At 60.7% G+C, this 19,823-nt stretch carries 15 protein-coding genes; 5 read left to right on the top strand and 10 right to left on the bottom strand.

Translation table 11 applies throughout. The annotated features are described in order from the left end of the window. Positions 1-47: 47 nt before the first annotated feature. From RT21_RS01325 to glgA, 5 genes are read right to left on the bottom strand one after another with little or no spacing between them, the layout of a single operon-like run. Positions 48-440 (bottom strand): DUF2934 domain-containing protein, encoded by a 393-nt coding sequence (locus RT21_RS01325; protein ID WP_046161278.1) that lies wholly within the window; start codon positions 438-440, stop codon positions 48-50. After that, positions 437-3,250, bottom strand: a complete 2,814-nt coding sequence (locus RT21_RS01330) for a malto-oligosyltrehalose synthase (RefSeq protein ID WP_046161279.1) — start codon at positions 3,248-3,250, stop codon at positions 437-439. The genes RT21_RS01325 and RT21_RS01330 overlap by 4 nt, the downstream gene beginning before the upstream one ends. Continuing rightward, positions 3,247-5,325 carry a 4-alpha-glucanotransferase gene (malQ, locus tag RT21_RS01335; RefSeq protein ID WP_046161280.1) on the bottom strand — a complete coding sequence of 693 codons (2,079 nt, stop codon included), beginning with the start codon at positions 5,323-5,325 and terminating at the stop codon, positions 3,247-3,249. Before malQ ends, RT21_RS01330 begins: the two co-directional genes overlap by 4 nt. Then, positions 5,325-7,106, bottom strand: coding sequence for a malto-oligosyltrehalose trehalohydrolase (gene treZ, locus RT21_RS01340; RefSeq protein ID WP_046161281.1), 1,782 nt, complete (start codon positions 7,104-7,106; stop codon positions 5,325-5,327). The genes malQ and treZ overlap by 1 nt, the downstream gene beginning before the upstream one ends. 12 nt (positions 7,107-7,118) lie before the next feature. Next, complete coding sequence (glgA, locus tag RT21_RS01345; RefSeq protein ID WP_046161282.1) at positions 7,119-8,669, bottom strand: glycogen synthase GlgA; 1,551 nt, start codon at positions 8,667-8,669, stop codon at positions 7,119-7,121. Positions 8,670-8,969: 300 nt separating this feature from the next. On the opposite strand from glgA, the gene RT21_RS01350 reads away from it, so the two are divergent. Continuing rightward, complete coding sequence (locus RT21_RS01350) at positions 8,970-9,470, top strand: CinA family protein (protein WP_046161283.1); 501 nt, start codon at positions 8,970-8,972, stop codon at positions 9,468-9,470. A gap of 90 nt (positions 9,471-9,560) precedes the next feature. Here RT21_RS01350 and RT21_RS01355 read toward each other — a convergent pair whose 3' ends face one another. Beyond that, positions 9,561-10,625 carry a mechanosensitive ion channel family protein gene (locus tag RT21_RS01355; RefSeq protein WP_371263590.1) on the bottom strand — a complete coding sequence of 355 codons (1,065 nt, stop codon included), beginning with the start codon at positions 10,623-10,625 and terminating at the stop codon, positions 9,561-9,563. A 239-nt stretch (positions 10,626-10,864) separates the two neighbouring features. On the opposite strand from RT21_RS01355, the gene RT21_RS01360 reads away from it, so the two are divergent. Further along, complete coding sequence (locus tag RT21_RS01360; protein ID WP_046161284.1) at positions 10,865-11,395, top strand: ferritin-like domain-containing protein; 531 nt, start codon at positions 10,865-10,867, stop codon at positions 11,393-11,395. Between the two features lie 44 nt (positions 11,396-11,439). Here RT21_RS01360 and RT21_RS01365 read toward each other — a convergent pair whose 3' ends face one another. Beyond that, complete coding sequence (locus RT21_RS01365) at positions 11,440-11,721, bottom strand: DUF1652 domain-containing protein (RefSeq protein WP_046161443.1); 282 nt, start codon at positions 11,719-11,721, stop codon at positions 11,440-11,442. A 174-nt stretch (positions 11,722-11,895) separates the two neighbouring features. Between RT21_RS01365 and ligD the strand changes: the two genes are divergently transcribed. Together ligD and RT21_RS01375 are read left to right on the top strand one after the other, a co-directional pair. Further along, a complete protein-coding gene (gene ligD / locus RT21_RS01370) occupies positions 11,896-14,457 on the top strand; it encodes a DNA ligase D (RefSeq protein WP_046161285.1) in 2,562 nt (853 codons plus the stop codon). 198 nt (positions 14,458-14,655) lie between these two features. Then, positions 14,656-16,797, top strand: coding sequence for an FAD-dependent oxidoreductase (locus RT21_RS01375; RefSeq protein ID WP_046161286.1), 2,142 nt, complete (start codon positions 14,656-14,658; stop codon positions 16,795-16,797). A 435-nt stretch (positions 16,798-17,232) separates the two neighbouring features. Here the strand turns inward: RT21_RS01375 and RT21_RS01380 are convergent, their stop codons facing one another. The 3 genes from RT21_RS01380 to RT21_RS01390 are packed head-to-tail and all read right to left on the bottom strand — an operon-like array spanning position 17,233 to position 19,053. After that, on the bottom strand, positions 17,233-18,276 hold the full coding sequence (locus RT21_RS01380; protein WP_046161287.1) for a threonine aldolase family protein: 1,044 nt from the start codon (positions 18,274-18,276) through the stop codon (positions 17,233-17,235). Positions 18,277-18,299: 23 nt separating this feature from the next. After that, positions 18,300-18,674: a DUF202 domain-containing protein gene (locus RT21_RS01385; protein ID WP_045427348.1), complete on the bottom strand. Its 375-nt coding sequence runs from the start codon at positions 18,672-18,674 to the stop codon at positions 18,300-18,302. Between the two features lie 10 nt (positions 18,675-18,684). Continuing rightward, the gene (locus RT21_RS01390) at positions 18,685-19,053 is read right to left on the bottom strand and encodes a YidH family protein (RefSeq protein WP_029404536.1); all 369 of its coding nucleotides are present in this window, start codon (positions 19,051-19,053) and stop codon (positions 18,685-18,687) included. A gap of 208 nt (positions 19,054-19,261) precedes the next feature. On the opposite strand from RT21_RS01390, the gene RT21_RS01395 reads away from it, so the two are divergent. Beyond that, entirely contained in the window at positions 19,262-19,756 is a 495-nt protein-coding gene (locus RT21_RS01395; protein WP_046161288.1) for a copper chaperone PCu(A)C, read from the top strand. Positions 19,757-19,823 lie beyond the last annotated feature (67 nt).

The raw sequence follows: 19,823 nt of genomic DNA on the forward strand, positions 1-19,823 counted from the left end.
CGCCAACCCTCTGCGAGGGTTGGTTCGGATTCGTGGCGCGGTGTCGTTCAGCTTTCTTTCTTGGCTCGGGGCGCGCGAGTCTTCTTCACGCCTTCCGGTGTGCCTTCGGCAGCGTCGGTACCCGCCTTGGCTTTAGGGCGCGCAGCTCCCTTGGTTGGGGCGACCGCTGGCTTGGCTGGTTTGACGTCTTTCGGGTCTTTGATGTCCTTTGCAGGCTTGGCTGCTTTGGTCGCCTTGGCTGGTTTGTCAGCAGGCGTTGCATCCGTTGGTTTGGTGACTGCCTTGCGGGTTTTTGCTGGCTTGGTATCGGAGGTGTCGTTTTCCGCCTCGGCCAGCTTGCGTGCCATCGCCCAATGGCGCGCATCTTCACCGTGCGGACGGCCTTCTGATACCCAGATGTCATACGCCAGTTCGCGAATGCGCTGCTCTTGTTTAGTCATCGTTCTGATTCTCCTGTTGAACTGTTTGTTAGCTGTAAAAGCGCAAAAGGCAGATGCTGCAAAATTTCAGTCACGCTCAACCCTTCTTGTTTGGGTGTGACTGCCATTCCGTCAAAAAGTCGCTCCATCGCATGACCGCTCAGCGCATCGGGCAATCGAACGTGGGTGTCGCCCCAGCGCGCGGCCGGAATACTGGGTGTCGTGCTGTCGCCGAGCAGGCCGCTGGCCAGACGCGCTGCGACCACAATCAACCAACTGCCATCGCGCTCACGGGCAAAGGCGATGAGGCTCTCGGCGTGCTCGCCCTCGACCTTCAACGGCAGGTAGCGGCCCGCGGTGAACAGCTGAGGTTGGGCCCGACGCAGCTTTAGCGTGCGTGCGATCAGCCATTGCTTGATGCGCCCGTCCTGCCAGTTCTCAATCAGTTCGGTCGGCTGGGCATCCGGTTGGAAGGTGGCGCGACGGCTATCGAAATCGACCGGGCGGCGGTTGTCGGGGTCGACCAGACTGAAATCCCAGTAGTCCGTACCTTGATAGAGGTCGGGCACGCCTGGAGTGGTCATTCGCAGGAGCGTTTGAGTAAGGCTGTTCAGCGCGCCGGCAGGCGCCAGCTCGTGGGCCGCCGCCGCGATGTCGTCCCGCAGCGTTTTGCACTCGTCGCCCAAGAGCAGCGCTCGCAGGTAATGTTGGCACGCACCTTCGTAGTCACTGTTTGGATCGGTCCAGGTGCTGCGCAACTTGGCCTCGCGTACGGCCTTTTCCTGCCACTGGATCATCCGCTCGCAGAAGGTCTCCATGGCCGGCTTGTCGTCAGTGTTCAGATCCAGCGGCCAGCAGCCGAGCAACACCTGAAACAGCAGCATTTCATCGCCAGCAGAAGGCGCGGGCCCATCGGGCAGTTCCTGACGCTGGCCATAGGCGAGCTGGCGCCAGTGGCGCACTTTGCTGGCGTACCATTCGGCACGCTCACTGATCACGGTCATCCGAGCACGGGTGTCTTCGCCGCGTTTGTGGTCGTGTGTGGCCGTCGTCAGCAGGTTTCGAGGGAAATGTTCGGCACGCGCCAGGCACTCGGCGTGAAAGGTGTCCACAGGCGCGCTGAATGTCTGCGGATCGAAGCCAACGTCGTTGCGCGACAGCAGCGCGCCGGAGCGGTAGCAGGCGGTGTCTTCCACGGCCTTGGCGGCAGCCGGCGAGGTTAGCTGCTGGAACCGTGTGCAGGCATATCGGCGGATGCGCCGTGCAGGTCCCGGCGGCAACGAGCGAAGGTCTTCGCCGCCCAACCATCGATCAAGGTGATCGAGTAGCGGCCAATCGGCCTCTCCCAGTGTGGTGCGGGCTGCGGCCAACGCCTGTTGGAAGAACGGCTCGTCGGCCTCGCGCCGGCCGCGCGCGGCGATGTAGGTGCGATACACGGGGAAGTGGACGATCAGCTCGAGCAACGCGCGGCGGATAGCGCCCAAGGTGATGTCGCGGGTCATTACGTCATGCCGCGCAACCTGCAGCAGTGCCTGGGCGACGGTTTCGAAGTCGCCGGCCAGCGGCCCGGTGAGCACCAGTTGCCGAGCCTGGCGGACCTCCTCCATGAAATCGGCGGGGCGGTCGGCGGTTTCGCTCCACAGCGAGCAGAGCACGGATTTGCCAGCTGGATCGTGCTGCAGCAAGGACACCTGATTCATGAATTCATAGCCGGTGGTGCCATCTACACCCCAGTCATCATGCAAACGCTCACCTTCAGCGAGAATTTTCTCGACGTAGATCGGCACATGATCCTGTTCCGCGCCTTCGGGACGCGCGGCATTGAGCCGATCGACACGGCGCCGCAGACGGCGGCAGTAACCGCGCGGATTGGCCAAACCGTCGATATGGTCGATGCGCAGCCCGTCGACCAATCCTTCGCTGATCAGCTCGAAGATCTTCGCGTGGGTTTCCTCGAATACCACCGGCCGTTCGACACGCAGGCCACCCAGCTCGTTGATGTCGAAGAAGCGGCGCCAGTTTATGTCGTCGCCTGCGGTGCGCCAGCTGGCCAGACGATAGTGCTGCCGCTCGAGCAGCCCGTGAAGTCGTTTGAAGCCTTCTTCAGTGGTGGAGTCGTAGTGCCGGAGTGCACTTTCGAGTGTCTGCCGTGTGGCGCTGTCTTCCAGCAGTCGCGCCAGATCCGCGCGCAGCTGGCGGGCGGTTTGGTACGGCGCGGGCTCGGTCTTAAGCGCGTCGAAATGCTGCCCTAGGGTGCGCAATTCCGGTTGGTCGGTCAGGCGCAGGATTTCGCCGTAGGTCGGTGGCGAAATAGGGAAGCGGTGCTCGTAGTGCTCGGCATAGAAGGCGCCGTTATCGATGTCCAGCTTTAGGGGGATCTTGCCTTGCTGCAAGGCTTCGCCGTAGTCACTGCCGAGGAAAGGAACCAACAGTTGGCCTTCAAGCAGCGGATCAGGCGAGTTCCACTGAATGTCGAAGAACTGCGCATAGGGGCTACGGCGGCCCCATTCGAGTACGTCGAGCCACCAGGGATTGCCCGAGCCACCCACCGCCATGTGGTTGGAGACGATATCGAGTATCAGGCCCATCCCTTTGGCCCGAAGGGCGTCGACCAGGCGCCGTAGTGCCGGCTCGCCGCCCAGTTCGGGATTGATCCGGGTAGGGTCGATGACATCGTAGCCGTGCATCGAGCCAGGGCGGGCCGTCAACAGGGGCGACGCGTATAGATGACTGATGCCCAGGTCAGCGAAGTAATCGACCAGTGCAGTGGCATCGTCGAGGGTGAAGTCACGATGGAACTGCAGTCGCAACGTGGCGCTAAGGTCTCTCATCGATGTTTAGTTCCAATAGCCTGCTCGCGCGCACTGGAGAGGAGTTCCAGGCGGCGCGAGCAGGCGGGGTCGTCAAGCATGGTGGCGCTGTCACTGGGATAGCGGCGGCGCCAGTTGGGATGGGTGTCGATAATGCCGGGCATGTTCGGCTGTTCGAGCAGGCCCAGGGCGTCCTCAACCGGGAACAGCACCAGGGGGGCGGGCGAGCGTCCGAGGCATACCGCGCAGGCGTCGGCCAGGACGTCGGGATCGGAGAGGTCGCCCTTGACGCTCGGCGCATATTCACGCAACAGCCGCAGCAGCCCGGCGCGCTCGCGCTCGCGTTCCTCCAGCTGCGCCGGGCGCTCGTCTTCACGGTGCTGGCCGACGCGGATACGCCAGTCGATATCGTGGGCCTTCCACCAACCTTCAATGGTGGGTAGGTCATGCGTGGTGGACGTAGCGATTGCGCTGGCGGGCCATTCTTCGAGCGGCTTGAAAGTGCCGTTGTCATCGCGTTCGAAGAACAACACACGCATGCCTAGCAGCTTGCGCGCCGCTAACTTTTCACGCAGCCCTTCGGGCACGGTGCCGAGGTCTTCACCGAGCACTACGGCGTTACGCCGCCACGCTTCCAGCGTGAGCAGCCGCAGCAGGTCATCGAACGGGTAGTTGAGGTAAGCGCCTTCGGTAGGGCCAGCGCCCGCCGGCATCACCCACAGGCGCATCAGGCCCATCACATGGTCGATGCGTATGCCACCGGCATGCGCCAGATTAGCCCTTACCATTTCGATGAACGCGCGGTAACCATGGGCCTTCAAGCCCCATGGGGAGAACGCTGAGATTCCCCAGCTCTGCCCCTGGCGATTGATGATGTCTGGCGGTGCACCCACGCTGAGCGCTGCCAGCACTTCATCCTGGCGGCTCCAGGCCTGACTGCCGCCACCGTCGGCTCCGACGGCCAGGTCGCTGATCAGGCCGATCTTCATTCCGGCACTGCGTGCGGCAATCTGGGCCCGCTCAAGTCCACGGGCGATCAACCATTGGCAGAACGCGTAATAGCTCACCTCGGAGGCGTTTTGTTGCGCGAATTGTTCGACGGCAGGGCCCTGGGGCGTGCGGTATTCCTCAGGCCAGTCACGCCAGTGTTGCGGATAGCCTTCGGGACTGAGGAGGGCGGCGTGTAGCGCTTCGAAGCGGCAATGGTTTTCCAGCGCTTCACCACCCGCCTCGCGGAAGCTGTCGAAGTCTGCCTGCTGAGCGTTGCCGCCTGTGGAGAAATCCTCGTACAGCGTGCGCAGCAGGCACTGCCGGGCTTGCGAGGCGGCATCCCAGTCGATCAGTTCGAGCGACTCGAGGCGTTCCAGCTCGTCGGCAAGTCCACAGGACTCGATTGCCATGCGCAGCGGCTTTTCACCCAGCACGCTGCCAGGTGCGCTGTGCAGAATGTTGTAGAACAGCCGGCTCGACGGTGAGTACGGGCTGTATTGCTGGCTGTTGCCTGTGAACATCGCATGCACAGGGCTGATGCCCAAAGCGTCGGCTCCGTGTGCCGCCGCGTTGCGCGCAACCGCTTCGAGCGCCTGGGTATCGCCGAGCCCGCCGTCACCCGGACGCCGCAGCCCGTAAAGCTGCACCGTGACCCCCCAGGCAGCCGGGCCGGCCACGTCCTCGACGCGTGGGCAGGCGACTGGCGCAACGGCGAGCGTCAGCTGCTGGTCGGCGATGTTCAGCTGGTGGTAGCCGGGTATATCAATGGCGGCGAGGCGTGACTGGGCGTCCAGGGTGCCGTTCTGCTGGCTACCGTCTTCTAGCGTCAGGCTGTACCGGGACGATGGTTCAAAGTACTGACTGAGGTCCAGCGGAGCATTCTGGTCGAATGTCAGGAGCGGTGGCACGCTGGCAGCGCCTGCGCCGGTGTCGAGCTTTTCCAGGCTGCGTTCGATCTGATCATCGCTTTCGGCTGGTAGCCCCAGCCCGTCAAGCACGGCACGCAAAACCTCCGGCTTAACCCGTTGATCCTTGCCGTCTGCATCAACCCATTCGATGGACAGGCCAGCCGCCTCGGCCAGGCGGTTCAGTCGTTCATCGCTCATTAAGACACTCCTGCAGAATCAAGCAAATACATCCTGGCGGTGTGCGCAGGTATCGTGTCAGTGCCGCCTGAATCGCCTTCACGGCTGCTGTGCAGTAAGCGCGTATTCGCAGCGGGCGGCGTAACGGCAAGGTCCTTGCCGCTCAAATTGAGCTCCAGGCGCAGTTCGCTGCCGTCGCCCAGTTGCCAACGTGCCAACGCAGCGGCTTCGCCCAAGGCTTCAGCACCAAAGAAGCGCGAGCCTTCCAGGCGCGGCACGATTTCGGCGTGGCGAAGCTGGAGCAGCTGGCGATACAGGCGCAGCCATTCAGCGTGTTCAGGCTCGTCACGTTTGCTGAAATCGGGTTTGGAGGCCTCGTATGTCTCCAACGCGTTTGGATCGGGAATGCGCTCGCGGGTGTGCTCGTCGGCGAATTCGGCAAATTCTGCAAACTCACCACGGCGCCCCTCGCGTACGGCATCGGCTAGCTCGCCGTGGTGGCTGGTGAAGAACAGGAAGGGCTCGCGTGCGCCCCATTCCTCGCCCATGAATAGCAGCGGCACCATGGGGGAGAGCAGCAGCACGGTAGTCGCCGCCTTCAATGCATCCGCTGGCGCCAGGTTGATCAGGCGATCGCCGAATGCCCGGTTACCCGTCTGGTCGTGGTTCTGTAGAAACAGGACGAACGAAGTGGGGGGCAGGTGGCCGCTCGGTTCGCCACGCGACTCGCCTCGGCGATTCTCATGGCCCTGGTAGATGAATCCTTCGCCCAGAAAGCGCACCAGCTTGTTGGTCGAGTCGTTATGGTAGTCGCCGTAATAGCCCTGGCTCTCGTCGGTGAGTAGGGTGTGCAGGACGTTATGGCCGTCGTCGTTCCACTGGGCCGTAAAATCATCCGCGAGCAGGCTGGCAAGGTTGTGTTCGTTCTCAAGTACCAGATGCACATGACGGCCAGGCTCTACCTCCGCACGCACGCGTTCAGCCAGTTCAGGCAGGAAGGTCCGGTCGGGAATGGCGTGGACAGCGTCCATGCGCAGCCCGTCGAAGCGATAGTCCATCAACCACATCAGCGCGTTGTCGATGAAGAAATCGCGCACTTCGCGGCGGCGGAAATCGATCCCGTCCCCCCAAGGCGTCTGCTGGTCGTGGCGGAAGAAATGCTTGGCGTAACGGTGTAGATAATTGCCGTCCGGGCCGAAGTGGTTGTAGACCACGTCGATGAACACCATCAGGCCCAGGCCATGGGCGGTGTCGATCAGGTGCTTGAGCTCATCGGGTGTGCCGTAGGAAGCCTCAGGTGCGTAGAGCAGGACGCCGTCGTAGCCCCAGTTACGGTCACCCGGAAATTCTGCGAGCGGCATCAACTCGATGGCCGTGACGCCGAGATCAGCCAGCGCCTGAAGACGTTGTTCGATCCGCGCATAGCAGCCATAGCTGCCAACGTGTAGCTCGTAGAGCACGGTTTCGTGCCAGGGGCGGCCTTGCCAATCCGTGTTGCGCCACCGGTAGGCAGCAGGATCGATCACCACGCTCGGATCGTGAATGTCGGCCGACTGCGCTCGAGACGCTGGGTCCGGCACCTGGAGCTCATTGTCGATCAGGAAACTGTACTGTGTGCCGGCGCCGACATCGGCCTCGACGCTGTACCAGCCATCAGCGCCTTCCTGCATGGGCAGCGTATCGCCGCCAACTACCACCAGGCTGACGCTTTGCGCGTCTGGTGCCCAGAGCCTGAACCGGGTACGGGAATCATCCAGTAGCACCGGTCCGTGTTGCCCGTTGCGGGCGGGCCTATTCTGCATTGATCAACCTCGTTAGATAGTGGCACTGACCTCGCGTCGTCCGCCCAGCAGGCGTTGGTACAACCGGTCATAGGGTTCGATCGCGTGGCTCCAGAAAAATCCCCCGCTCATTGCACGGCAGCGCATCGCATTGAGTAGTTGGGCGTTCTGATGCACCGCCAGGGCGCGTTCGACGGCGCCGCGATAGCTGTCGACGGTGGCTTCGCTGAACAGGAATCCCGTCACGCCGTCATCAATGCTGTCCGCCAGGCCGCCGGTGCGGTGGGCTATCGGCAATGACGCGAAGCGCTGGGCGTACATTTGGCTCAGGCCGCAAGGCTCGTAGCGCGACGGCATGAGTAGGAAGTCGCTGCCAGCGAACAGGCGTCGAGCATCGGTTTCGTTGAAGCCAATATGCGCGCCGACATGGCCGGGGAAACGTTCGACCAGGCGCCGCACTTCGTCTTCGATATGCGGATCACCACGGCCGAGAATGGCCAGCTGGCCACCGTTCTCGACGATGGTTTCGGCAACAGCGATGGTCAGGTCGATGCCTTTCTGGTGCACCAGGCGGGAAACCACCGAAAACAATGGACCGTTGCCTTCGACCAGGCCAAAGAGTTCACGTACGTGTGCCGCGTTTGCGTCTTTGCCGGACCAGTCATTCGGGCCGAAAGGGCTGACCAGATGAGAGCAGCTGCGCGGCTCCCAGCTTTCTTCGATGCCGTTGAGCAAGCCGGTGAGCAGGCCCTGGCGCGCCTTCATGCTGAGGAAACCTTCCATGCCGCAGCCGAATTCCGGCGTGGTGATCTCCTGCGCGTAGGTCGCGCTGACTGTGGTGACATGGTTCGCATAGGCGATGCCGGCCTTGAGCAGCGACAGGGCACCGTAAAATTCCATGCGCTCAGGCCCGCAGCCTTCAAGTGGAATGGCTAGCGAACGGCGCAGGCTCATGTCGATGTTGCCCTGGTACGCCAGGTTGTGAATGGTGAATACGCTTGGCGTGGTCAGACCACGCCAGTGCATGTAGGCGGGTGTGAGCCCAGTCGGCCAGTCGTGGGCATGGACCAGATCAGGCGTCCAGCGAATACCTGCCGTGCCATCGGCAATATCGGTTGCTGCCATGCACAGGCGGGCAAAGCGCACCGGATTATCCTGCCAATCCTGGCCATGCTCATCGCCATAAGGCAGGCCGTCGCGCTCGTAGAGCTCCGGGCAAACCACCACGTAGATGATCAGGCCATCCGGCATGTCTAGGCGGCCGATTCGGCTTGGTGGCAGATCAGCGTGGGAAATCACGCTGCCAACGATACGAATCGGCTGGCCGCACTGCATCACTTGTGTGTAGCCAGGAATGAGCACGCGCACGTCATGCCGATCACCGAGGGCCCGGGGCAGGGCTGCGGACACATCGGCAAGGCCGCCGGTCTTGACCAGGTCGGTCAATTCGGACGTCACAAAAAGAATTTTTTTCTTCTCGTCCTGGGTGCTGCGCAATTGCAGCAAGGGACGTTCAGCTGGCGGCGCTAGGCGTTGTGCAATGTTAAAGCGGACAGGGCGGGTGTCCACAGCAGCAATACTCATAATTTACCTCTCCCCAAGCGGCCAGCGTCTCTAGCAGGCCTGCTATAAGCACGTTTCTTCCACGCAGCACCACTCGGAGCGCTGCAAACCATGAGCACGGCAAAGCTGATTTTCTGTACTGGAGCCGCGCGAGGAGCGGCGTAGAGCTGCGCTGGCCCTACCTTAAAACCAGACCGGGACGCTGTGAAATAGTTCTCGCCTTTAGGCGGAATGCGAAGGGTTGGAACTTTGTCTTCGGGTATCGCCTCGGAAATCTGACTGACGCGAGTTTTTTTCAAGCCGAAAGCCGGAGCCAATACCATGCAAGACCTTGCTGAAATCGTGCGGTTTCTTCGTGACAAACAGATGATGTTGACCACTGCGGAATCCTGCACTTGTGGCCTGATGGCCTCCCTGTTAGGCGACATCCCAGGTTGTGGCAAAGCGCTCGACAGCGGATTCGTCGTGTATTCGCCGAAGGCGAAGAACCGTCTGCTGCATGTCAGTTTCGAAACCATCGAAACCTTTGGCCTTACCAGCGAAGAGGTCGCCACCGAAATGGCCATCGGCGCACTGAACGCCAGCGTCGCCGACATTGCCATTGCAAACACTGGCGTGGCCGACGACAACGAGGAGGACGCCGGTGGCACGCAGTGCTACGCCTACGCACTGATGCAAGGGGAGCGCCAAGTGAGCATCAGCGAGACCGTTCAATTCGAAGGTGATCGCGTGTCGATTCGGAAGCAGGCGGCTCGCTACGGGCTAGAGCAGTTGCCGAGCAAATACGAGCAGCTGCTGCGTAAACTGCGGGAGCACGAATGACTCGACATCAACGGCCTTCATGCACCGACACACGACAATTCTTCGCGTAATGCCCTGTATTGCAGCACAGCCGGTGCATCGGTACTGCCGTCACACCGGCGGCTGACGCTCGGGCTCGACATGATCGGGAACTGGGTGTTCGACGCTTGGTTTTCGGCCCACGTTGAGGTCCGCTCGCAGCTGCGGAAGGCAGCCGGGATATTCGCGCTGGATGAATTTGATCAAGGCCTCTCGCAGGTGGCAGCGCAAGTCCCAATTGCGCGATGAGTCCGGTGAACTGACCAGTACCCGTACCTGTATCGACTTTTCACTGCTATCGGTGACTTGCAGCACGATCACACGACCGTCCCACAGCTCCGGCACCTCCTGGCACAGCCGACGCAGTTCCTCACGCACGGGCTCCAAGGGCAGTGAATAATCGACCCAAAGAAATATCGAGCCGATGATGCTTGAATTACGCCGCGTCCAGTTCTGGAAGGGCTTTTCGATGAAGTATTGCAGCGGCACCACCAGCCGCCGGTCATCCCAGATCCGCACCACTACGTAGGTGCCGGTGATCTCTTCGATTCGCCCCCACTCGTTTTCAACGATCACCACGTCATCCAGGCGAATTGGCTGGGTAATCGCAATCTGTATCCCTGCGATCAGGTTGGCTAGGACAGGGCGAGCGGCGAAGCCAACGGCCAGGCCCGCGAGACCCGCCGACGCGAGCAGGCTAGCGCCGAACTGGCGAGCGCCCGGAAAGGTCATGAGCATTCCCGCGGCACCGATCAAGAGGATGAAGAAGCTCAGTGTCCGCAATAGCACCCGCGACTGGGTCTGGATCTGTCGTGCGCGCAGGTTGTCGCTGACGTCGACGGGGTTTCTCAACCGCACCGCGTGCTCAAGCCCGCGAACCAGCCGCATAGCCAGCCAGGTGAAGCAGGCGATCATGACCAGCGCGGTGAGGCGCCGGGCGAGGCTGATCAGCGCCAGTTCGTCGCTGGCCGCCGCCAGCACAGCTTGTAGCCCGAGCAGTGGCAGCAACACGCTGATGGGCTTTTCCAGCTGTTCTGACACGGCCTTGGTGAGCAGAAATCCGCGGCCCAGCCGCAACATCACTGCCGTCAGCACCCGACTGAATACGCTGAGCAAGACCACGACGAAGGCGGACACCAGGATCGTGCGCAGCGCCGGTTCGGTGATGTAGTTCTCCCACTGGAGGAGGGGATCTAGAAATTCGATGAGGCCTGCTCCGTTTAATCCATTGCATGAGGGACTGGTGCCCCTATGCAAAGTTCATGGCAGGTGCAGCCAGTCGGGTCTGCGGAACTCCACTGCCTTGCCGTCTCTCACACATAACAAGAGGGCGGCGATGGCGCCCTGATCGCTATCCAAACCAGTGGGAGAGACATATGCAAAGCGCACAGACCGGAAATGATGTTCGCATCGAACGACTGATCGAATGGCTGCGCGACGCGCATGCCATGGAAGCTCAGGCAGAGACCATGCTGAACAAGCAGGCCAGCCGCATCGAGCATTACCCACAGCTGAAGGCGCGGATCGAGCAACACATAACCGAAACGCAGAATCAGGCGAAGCTCATCGAAACCTGCTTGCACCGTTACGACAAGTCCTACTCCGGCTTAAAGGATCTGGGCGGCAAGATGACAGCGATGGGGCAGGCCATGGGCGGCATGATGGTCAACGACGAAATCGTTAAAGGCGCGCAGATGGGCTACGTCTTCGAGAATCTGGAGATCGCCTCGTATGAGATTCTGATTGCCGCGGCCAAAGCCGTAGGCGACACCGAAACAGCCGACATCTGCACGCGCATTCTGGCAGAGGAGGTGGCAATGGCAGACTGGATGCGCAGCCACTTGGCCGAACTGACGCAAGCCTATCTGACCCGAGCAGCCGAGCCGCATACCGAAGCGAAGCGCTGATTGCTTCGGCCACCCAGGTTGTCGATCTAGGCACTGCCGATTGGCTAGCCTCCGACAACCTTGGCGGCATCCGCAGCGACTGGCATGCCACTGCGCGTGGCATAGAGCTCGAAGCGTAGCTCTTGGGCCAGCCGGACAAGGTTCGCTGCATCCCGACACTGCTCGTCGGTGATGCCAAATACGGTTAGCTCCTCACCGCCAGCGATGTCTTCATAGAGCCGGACGGTGAGATGGCTGTCTTCTTGGGCATGGCAGTCACAGCGGAAGGGGTGGAGATAACCGCGAAGGATGTTCTCTATGGTGAGCAGAGGTAGACGTGTAGCCATGATCCTTCCTCCCATCGATGTCTGCATATGGAAAGGGGCTCGCGCCGGGTCGACGCTGCCTTGGTTTTTCAACATCTACAAACGCTAGCAGGCCCTGCCGAGATGTAAACATCGTTACGTCACCGCTTGGCAGAAGGTTCGCAGCTCGGATGAATCGATAACGGAGTCGCTGCCATGGCCCTGGATGAGTACAACCGAAAGCGCGACTTCACTGCGACCCCAGAGCCTGATGGCGAAAACGGCACGCGCAAACGCCGCAAGGCTCGTGCGCTTCAGTACTGCATCCAGAAGCACGACGCGACGCGGCTGCACTATGACTTCCGCCTAGAGCTCGACGGGACGCTGAAAAGTTGGGCTGTCCCGAAGGGGCCTTCCCTCGATCCGAAATCGCGCCGTCTGGCCGTGCATGTCGAAGATCATCCGCTTGAGTACGCGACGTTCGAAGGTAGCATTCCGAAAGGTCATTACGGCGCGGGAGATGTGATCGTCTGGGATCGCGGTGTCTGGATTCCCGAGGGCGACCCGCAAGAGGGTTATCGCAAGGGCAAACTGAAGTTCAGTCTCGAAGGTGAAAAGCTGAGCGGCACTTGGAATCTGGTTCGCACGCGCATGGACGGGGGAAAGGAACAATGGTTTCTAATCAAGTCCAACGACGACGCTGCCAGGCCAGAGAGCGAATACAACATCGTTGAAGAGCTGCCAGACAGCGTGCTGAGCGATCGGACCCTGATACCCCGCAAGCGTGGTAAAGCCAAACCGGCAGCCGCAGCTAAAGCGGTCAAAACACCTGCGCGTAGACGCAGCCGCAAGGACGCGCCGAACGCGACATTGACCGGCGCCAAGCAGGCGCCTTTACCGGAGAGCTTCAAGCCTCAACTCGCGACGTTGGTTGAGTCGGTCCCTGACGGGGATTGGCGCTACGAAATCAAGTTCGACGGTTACCGCATCATGGCTCGTATCGAGTCGGGCAGGGTGCAGCTTTTCACGCGTAACGGTCACGACTGGACGCAGAAGATGCCACAGCAGGCCGAAGCGCTCGCCGGGCTTGGTCTGGAATCGGCCTGGCTAGACGGCGAAGTGGTGGTACCCGACGACGACGGCACGCCGGATTTCCAAGCGCTGCAGAACGCGTTCGAAGCTGGCCGCAGCGGCAGCATCCTCTATTACCTGTTCGATATGCCCTATCTGAATGGCATGGACTTGCGCGAGGTCCCACTGGAAGAGCGCCGAGCGGCCTTGAGTCAGGTACTGGATGCTGACGAAAGCGAGCTGTTGCGCTTCTCCGCTGATTTCACCGAACAGCCGGAGAGCATGCTCGAGAGCGCTTGCCAGATGAAGCTGGAAGGGCTGATCGGCAAGCGTGCAGGCAGTACCTACGTGTCCCGGCGCAGCAACAGCTGGGTCAAGATCAAGTGCAAGAACCGTCAGGAATTCGTCATCGTCGGCTACACCGACCCGAAGGGCACGCGCAGTGGCTTCGGTGCGCTGCTGCTGGGGCTGCACGACGAACAAGGTCAGCTGTTATACGCCGGCAAGGTGGGCACCGGCTTCAACCACGCCACTCTGGAGAGCCTGCACGCCAAGCTCAAACCGCTCGGAGTCGACAAGAGCCCTTTGGCAAAGGCGCCGCCAGCCGCCGACGTACGCGGTGCTCATTGGCTCAAGCCGGAGCTGATCTGCGAGGTCGCCTATGCGGAGATGACCCGTCAGGGCGTGGTGCGCCATTCGGTTTTTCATGGCTTGCGCTCGGACAAGCCGGCCAAAGCCATCACCCACGAGCGCCCAGCGAAAACAGCCAAGGCGTCTAGCCCGGATAAGCCGAAACAACGTAATCCCGCATCAAACACGGCGGGCGGCAAGATCAAGATCTCGAACCCCGAACGCATCATCGACAAGACGATCGGTGCAACCAAAATGGAGCTGGCGCGCTTTTATGCCGAAGTTGCCCCATGGGCGTTGCCGCACCTGGCACAGCGGCCGCTTGCCCTGGTCCGGGCACCAGAGGGCATCGACGGTGAGCTGTTTTTCCAAAAGCACACCGAGAAGCTGAGCATTCCGCATATCACCCAATTGGACACCGCGCTGTTTCCCAACCATGCGGCACTGATGACCATCGACACCGCCGAAGCGCTGATCAGCGCGGCGCAGATGGGGACCATCGAGCTGCACACCTGGAATGCCGTGGCGCCGGTGCTCGATCACCCGGATCGCTTCGTGCTCGATCTCGACCCGGATCCTGCGTTGCCCTGGAAGCGCATGGTAGAGGCCACTCAACTCACCCAGACCTTGCTGGACGAACTGGGTCTGCAGTCTTATCTCAAGACCAGTGGTGGCAAAGGGCTGCACGTGATGGTGCCTTTGGAGCCGGTCCACAGCTGGACCGAGGTCAAAGCCTTCAGTCAGGCCATAGCGCAGTACATGGCCAAGCTCATGCCGCAGCATTTCTCAGCGGTCAGCGGCCCCAAGAATCGGATCGGCAAAATCTTCATCGATTACCTGCGCAACAGTAAGGGCGCGAGCACCGTCGCCGCCTATTCGGTTCGAGCGCGCGAGGGACTTGCCGTTTCAGTGCCCATTCACCGCGATGAGCTGGCGGATCTCAAGGGCGCGAACATCTGGACCATTCGAAATCTCATGCCGCGCCTGGAAGAGCAGGGCGAAGACCCTTGGGCGGGGATCGACGAGGCGGGGCAGCAAATCACCGCTGAGATGCGTGAACGGCTAGGCATGAAATAACGAGGCGGGCAGATCGTCGGCTCTCTCGGAACATCCTCAGTCCGGTCAGCTCCAAGTTATGGCCCAGACAAGAGTTTTCCTGATGATTTGCTGTTCCCCTTGCGATTGCCAGCCGAGGCCACTGATGCCTGGGCCTCAACTTACCCATCCCTCTGTCAGAAGCGACCGCTTCCAACGCGCCGCGGAGTACTGGCATCCATGAAGCTCACCCGTTGGCTGATCGTGCTTTTTTTTGTGGTCGCGGCGGCCTGTTTTTTCTGGTTCGATCTTGAGCAATACCTGACGCTGGAAATGATCCAGGCGAAGAGTGGGGCGCTGCGAGACCAGGTCCAGGCGCACCCCTGGTGGGCAGGCTCGGTGTTCTTTGCCGCTTACGTGGCGCTTACGGTCATGTCGTTCCCCGGTACCGTGGTGCTGACGTTGCTGGCCGGCGCCTTGTTCGGCCTGGTCGGCGGAACCTTGATGGTGTCCTTTGCCAGTAATATCGGTGCGCTCGTTGCGATGCTCATTAGCCGGTTTCTGTTACGTGACTGGATTCAGAAACGGTTCGCCAAACAGATCGCAAGTATCAATCGGGGGCTCGAGCGGGACGGGGCCTTTTACCTTTTCTCGCTGCGGTTGATACCTCTCGTTCCCTTTGTTCTATTGAATCCTGCGCTCGGGCTGACGCGAGTAAGCATGTGGACGTTCTGGTGGACAACTCAGGCAGGCATGCTCCCAGGCCACGCAATCTATGTGGGGGCCGGACGCCAGCTGGCGCGTATCCGCGAAATCTCCGACATTCTCTCGCCGAGCTTGATCGGGACGTTGGCTCTGCTTGCCATATTTCCGCTGGCCGCTACCAAGCTGTTAACGCTCTACAAAGCGCGCCAGGTCTACAGCGGTTGGCAGAAGCCGGAGAGCTATGAGTACAACCTGTTGGTCGTCGGTGGGGGGAGCGGGGGGCTGGCCGCTGCTCGAATTGCAGCCTCGATGAAGGCTAGGGTCGCATTGGTTGAACGCGAGCGGCTCGGCGGCGCGGCGCTGCACAGTGGCAGCGTCCCGGCCAGGGCGCTGATGCGGGCGGCCAACATGAATCACGCATTGCGCCAGGGCGGTACGCTGGGCATCCAGATGCACACCGAAGTTGACTTTGCTGAAGTCATGCAACAGGTGCGCCGCACGCTCGACGAGGCACAAGGGCAGGTCACGGCTGAATCATGCAAGGCCACCGGTGTTGAGATGATTCGGGGTAGGGCTCAGCTGACTTCACCCTGGTCGGTTCAGATAGGCGATCGCACCCTTTACAGTCGCGCCATCGTCATCGCCACGGGAAGCCAACCCGTCATCCCGCCAATACCGGGGCTCGAGAAGGTCGAGCCGCTGACCTGCGAGAGCATCTGGGATCTGCAGCAACGGCCGGATCGACTGCTGATCATGGGCGGCGAAGCCAATGCCTGTGAACTGGCACAGGCGTTCCAGCGCCTCGGCTGTCAGGTTACGCTGGTCGTTGAGGGCGACATGTTGTTGGCTGCGGTCGAACCAGAGGCACGCCAAGCTGTTCATGACGCCCTTTGTGCGGATGGGGTTCAGGTTCTGCTGCAGGTAGCGCCACAACAGGTCGAAGTGGCTGGAAACGAGCGCCGCCTGGTCTGTTTGATCGAGGAGCAACACCATTCCTTGCCATTTGATGAGGTATTGCTGGCGTTGGGGCGCCAAGCCCATCTGGATGAGCTAGGGCTTGAAGCGCTGGAGCTGAACACTCGCGAAGACGGTAGCCTGGAGGTGGATGAGTACCTGGCTACGCGCTACCCAAATATCTATGCCGTGGGCGCAGTGACCGGTCCGGACAGTTCTTTTCAAAGCGCTACGCACCATGCCTGGTATGCCGCTGCGAATGGCCTTTTTTCCGGATTCCGCCGTTTCATGGTCAGCGACCGAGTGGTCCCGCGCGTGGCCTTTACCTCACCCGAAATCGCCAGCGTGGGCTTGACTGAGGCCCAGGCGAAGTTGGCTGAACTGGAATACGAGGTGACCTTGCTGAACCTCGATTCGCTAGAAGCGGCGCAGATGAGCGCTGGCAATAGCGGTTTCCTCAAGGTCCTCACCGAACGCGGGCGCGACCGCATCATCGGCGTCACGCTTGTTGGCGACGGAGCGAGTGAAACGCTCGCCGTGTTCGTGTTGGCGATGAAGCACAAGCTGGGACTGAACAAACTGCGGCGTACCGTACACATCAATCCGACCTTGGCTGAGGCCAGCCTCGCGGTTGCGGAGGCCTGGCGGCGCGCGCATACAGCCAAACGTCCACAGACCTGGGCTGCCAGGTTGCATCGTTGGCGGTTGGGCGGCCAAGCCTGAGCAGGATGCTCGAATGTCGTAACTGATGCGGATAACCGATTCGCGGCGCTGCGATGATTCCGGTCCGACATTCTGCGCCGAGCATTGACGACGGGGAGCAGATTGCTTGTCGTGGTATCAATCCACCAGCTGCCTGGTTCGCAACACCAGGCAGCAGACAGGTTGGATATTCTGAAGCGATGCCTGAATGTGAACTGAAAGCCGAAAGCCTGATGTACGTGGGCAAATCAAGAAGCAGCCAAAGCGTGGGCGTAGCAGCTGATGCGAGTCCGCTGTATACGGATCGTACGGTTCGCATAATGTATATTATGTTAAACAGCGTATTATGCAATGTGAGCCATGACATTGCCTTCCGATCCAGCTTCACCTTCGCCGCTTCGCCGCACACGTCTCCTCTTTGGGACGGCATGTGCGGCTCTCTTTTGTGGTGAGCTACTAGTGCTCCATGACGACACTGCGTATGTCGTCTGCCAGTTGGCGGACGCGTTCTTCACTGGTGTCCCACGAGCACATGAAGCGCGCGCCGCCGACACCGATGAATGTGTAGAACATCCAGCCGCGGCTTCTCAGTGCTTCGAGTGCCAACGGTGGGATGCTGACGAAGACGCCATTGGCCTGCACTGGAAACATCAGTTCTACGCCGGGCACGTCGTCGATCAGGCCGGCCAGTAACTGCGCGCAGCTGTTCGCGTGTTTGGCGTATTTCATCCAGGCGCCGCCTTCCAACAGACCTACCCAGGGTGCAGACAGAAAACGCATCTTCGATGCAAGCTGCCCAGCCTGCTTGCAGCGGTATTCGAAATCCTCGGCGAGATCGCGGTTGAAAAACAGTATGGCCTCGCCGACTGCCATGCCATTTTTGGTGCCACCAAAACAGAGCACGTCAACGCCGGTTTTCCAGCTTAGTTCGGCCGGTGACAGTCCGAGAAATGCACAGGCATTGGCAAAGCGTGCACCATCCATATGCAGGTGCAGCCCCAGCTCCTTGCAGGTGTCACTGATGGCTCGGATCTCATCCGGCTGGTAGACGGTACCGATTTCGGTGGCCTGGGTCAGGCTGACGACGCGTGGTTTGGGGTAATGGATGTCCTTGCGTTTCAGGGCTATCTCGCGGATGGCCGCAGGCGTCAGCTTGCCCTGTTCGGTTCGCGCCACCAGCAGCTTGGAGCCGTTGGAAAAGAACTCCGGTGCGCCGCATTCATCGGTTTCGATGTGCGCGATGTCGCCGCAGATCACGCTGTGGTAGCTCTGGCACAGCGATGACAAGGCCAGTGAGTTGGCCGCCGTGCCGTTAAAGGCGAAGAATACTTCGCAGTCGGTTTCGAACAGTTGGCGGAAATGGTCAGCCGCACGTGACGTCCATTGATCGTCCCCGTAGGCCCGGTCATGCCCCTGGTTTGCCCGGGCCATCGCCTCCCAGGCTTCCGGACAGATGCCGGAATAGTTGTCACTGGCGAATTGTTGATTGGCGCTGCTCATCAAAGCCTCTCTGTGGATACTGCCTAGCTACTGATTGGCAGGAAAATTACGGTATAGAGCCCAAGCACGCCAAGCGCAAAGACCGATGCGCCAATCCACAAAACCGACAGTGCATCAGCTTGGATTCGCCCGCTTTTCACGCCACTGGCGCTGCGTGTGTAGCGTCGCTGTTGAGTCGTCCAGATCCCCAGTGCAGTGGCTAAGGATAGCGCGACCAACACCGCGACGAAGGTGCCGTGGTAAGGCATCCAGCGCACAAACAGTGCGCTTACTGTAATCATCGTCAGCAGGGTCCGCCCCCAGGCCAGCGATGTACGTTCGGGTTGCAGACCGGGGTCTTCATGCAGCGGAGGTGGCGCTGGTTTGGGCTCCAGACGGCGCCGGAAGGAAATATGCATCGGTGATCGATCAGTTGCGTAATGCGACAAAGGCGATCAGTACCAGCGTCACCAGTGTGCCGCCGATGGACAGGATCGGGATCAACAGTGGAAACGGCAACGGCCCCTGGTGACGCATCGCACGCTCGATGGTCAGCCAGCGGAAGCAAGCCGTCGAGCTGATGAACATCGCCAGTAACAACAGCGAAATCGACAGGACCTTGCGTATCTCCAGCGGGAAAATTTCGCTGGCAAAGGCCTCGACCGCGACACCACCCGCCAATACCGCCAGGGACGTTCGTATCCAGGCCAGAAAAGTCCGTTCGTTGGCCAGGGTAAAGCGCGGATCGGGTTCCGTTCCGCCAGACAGCAACCTGTGACTCCAGCGACTGCGTTCCATTGTGCTGATGCATCTCCCCATAGGAATTTACGTAGGTCATTCAAACAGAAACGGTGCCGCGCTGCAGGTTCCGTTGAATGTGCATCGCAGTTCAACTGACGTCGCGCGCGCTTGGAATCTAGCCTCTGCAACGCTGGCAGACGCAGATCAACGACAGTAGGACGCAGCATGCTAATGTGCTGCGCTCCAAAACAGCTCGGAGATCTCCATGTTGCTTCGCCTGGTAACCCTCGTTGCACTCGGCACGGCATGCCTGTCAGCAACCGCAGCCGATCAGAACCATGCTCATCATCAGATGATGGGTGCACCACTTGAGGCCACTCAAGCGTGGTCGCGTGCCATGCCGCCCACCGCACCTACCGGTGCAGTCTATTTCACGTTACAAAACCCAGGCGATTCACCGGATCGGCTGTTGGGCGTGCGCACACCGCGCGCAAAGAAGGCTGAACTGCATACCCATGTGCACGAAGGCGAGATGATGCGCATGAAGCAGATCGATTCGATCGAGGTGCCTGCCGGTGGCCAGGTCGAGTTCAAGCCAGGCAGCAACCACGTCATGCTCTTCGAACTGAGCGCCCCACTCGTGGCTGGTGAACGCTTCCCGCTGACCCTCGAATTCGAGCACGCGGGCGAAGTGACCGTTGATGTGTCCATCCAGGACCAGGCCCCAGAGCCAAGCGGACACGAGCACATGCAGCACTGATCGACCATTACGAGATCGCGCTTGGCATAACTGCGACCAGACGAAGTCCGGGCTCGCAACAGGGGCC

Origin of the sequence: Pseudomonas sp. 10B238 (assembly GCF_000970615.1) — a bacterium.
Taxonomy (GTDB): Bacteria; Pseudomonadota; Gammaproteobacteria; order Pseudomonadales; family Pseudomonadaceae; genus Stutzerimonas.

Bases quoted from the DNA above. Each gene is read 5' to 3' on its own strand.
- RT21_RS01325 (WP_046161278.1), bottom strand. From the start codon at position 440: ATGACTAAACAAGAGCAGCGCATTCGCGAACTGGCGTATGACATCTGG.
- malQ (WP_046161280.1), bottom strand. From the start codon at position 5,325: ATGAGCGATGAACGACTGAACCGCCTGGCCGAGGCGGCTGGCCTGTCC.
- RT21_RS01375 (WP_046161286.1), top strand. From the start codon at position 14,656: ATGAAGCTCACCCGTTGGCTGATCGTGCTTTTTTTTGTGGTCGCGGCG.
- RT21_RS01380 (WP_046161287.1), bottom strand. From the start codon at position 18,276: ATGAGCAGCGCCAATCAACAATTCGCCAGTGACAACTATTCCGGCATC.
- RT21_RS01330 (WP_046161279.1), bottom strand. From the start codon at position 3,250: ATGAGAGACCTTAGCGCCACGTTGCGACTGCAGTTCCATCGTGACTTC.
- RT21_RS01365 (WP_046161443.1), bottom strand. From the start codon at position 11,721: ATGGCTACACGTCTACCTCTGCTCACCATAGAGAACATCCTTCGCGGT.
- treZ (WP_046161281.1), bottom strand. From the start codon at position 7,106: ATGCAGAATAGGCCCGCCCGCAACGGGCAACACGGACCGGTGCTACTG.
- RT21_RS01390 (WP_029404536.1), bottom strand. From the start codon at position 19,053: ATGGAACGCAGTCGCTGGAGTCACAGGTTGCTGTCTGGCGGAACGGAA.
- ligD (WP_046161285.1), top strand. From the start codon at position 11,896: ATGGCCCTGGATGAGTACAACCGAAAGCGCGACTTCACTGCGACCCCA.
- RT21_RS01360 (WP_046161284.1), top strand. From the start codon at position 10,865: ATGCAAAGCGCACAGACCGGAAATGATGTTCGCATCGAACGACTGATC.
- RT21_RS01395 (WP_046161288.1), top strand. From the start codon at position 19,262: ATGTTGCTTCGCCTGGTAACCCTCGTTGCACTCGGCACGGCATGCCTG.
- RT21_RS01350 (WP_046161283.1), top strand. From the start codon at position 8,970: ATGCAAGACCTTGCTGAAATCGTGCGGTTTCTTCGTGACAAACAGATG.
- glgA (WP_046161282.1), bottom strand. From the start codon at position 8,669: ATGAGTATTGCTGCTGTGGACACCCGCCCTGTCCGCTTTAACATTGCA.
- RT21_RS01385 (WP_045427348.1), bottom strand. From the start codon at position 18,674: ATGCATATTTCCTTCCGGCGCCGTCTGGAGCCCAAACCAGCGCCACCT.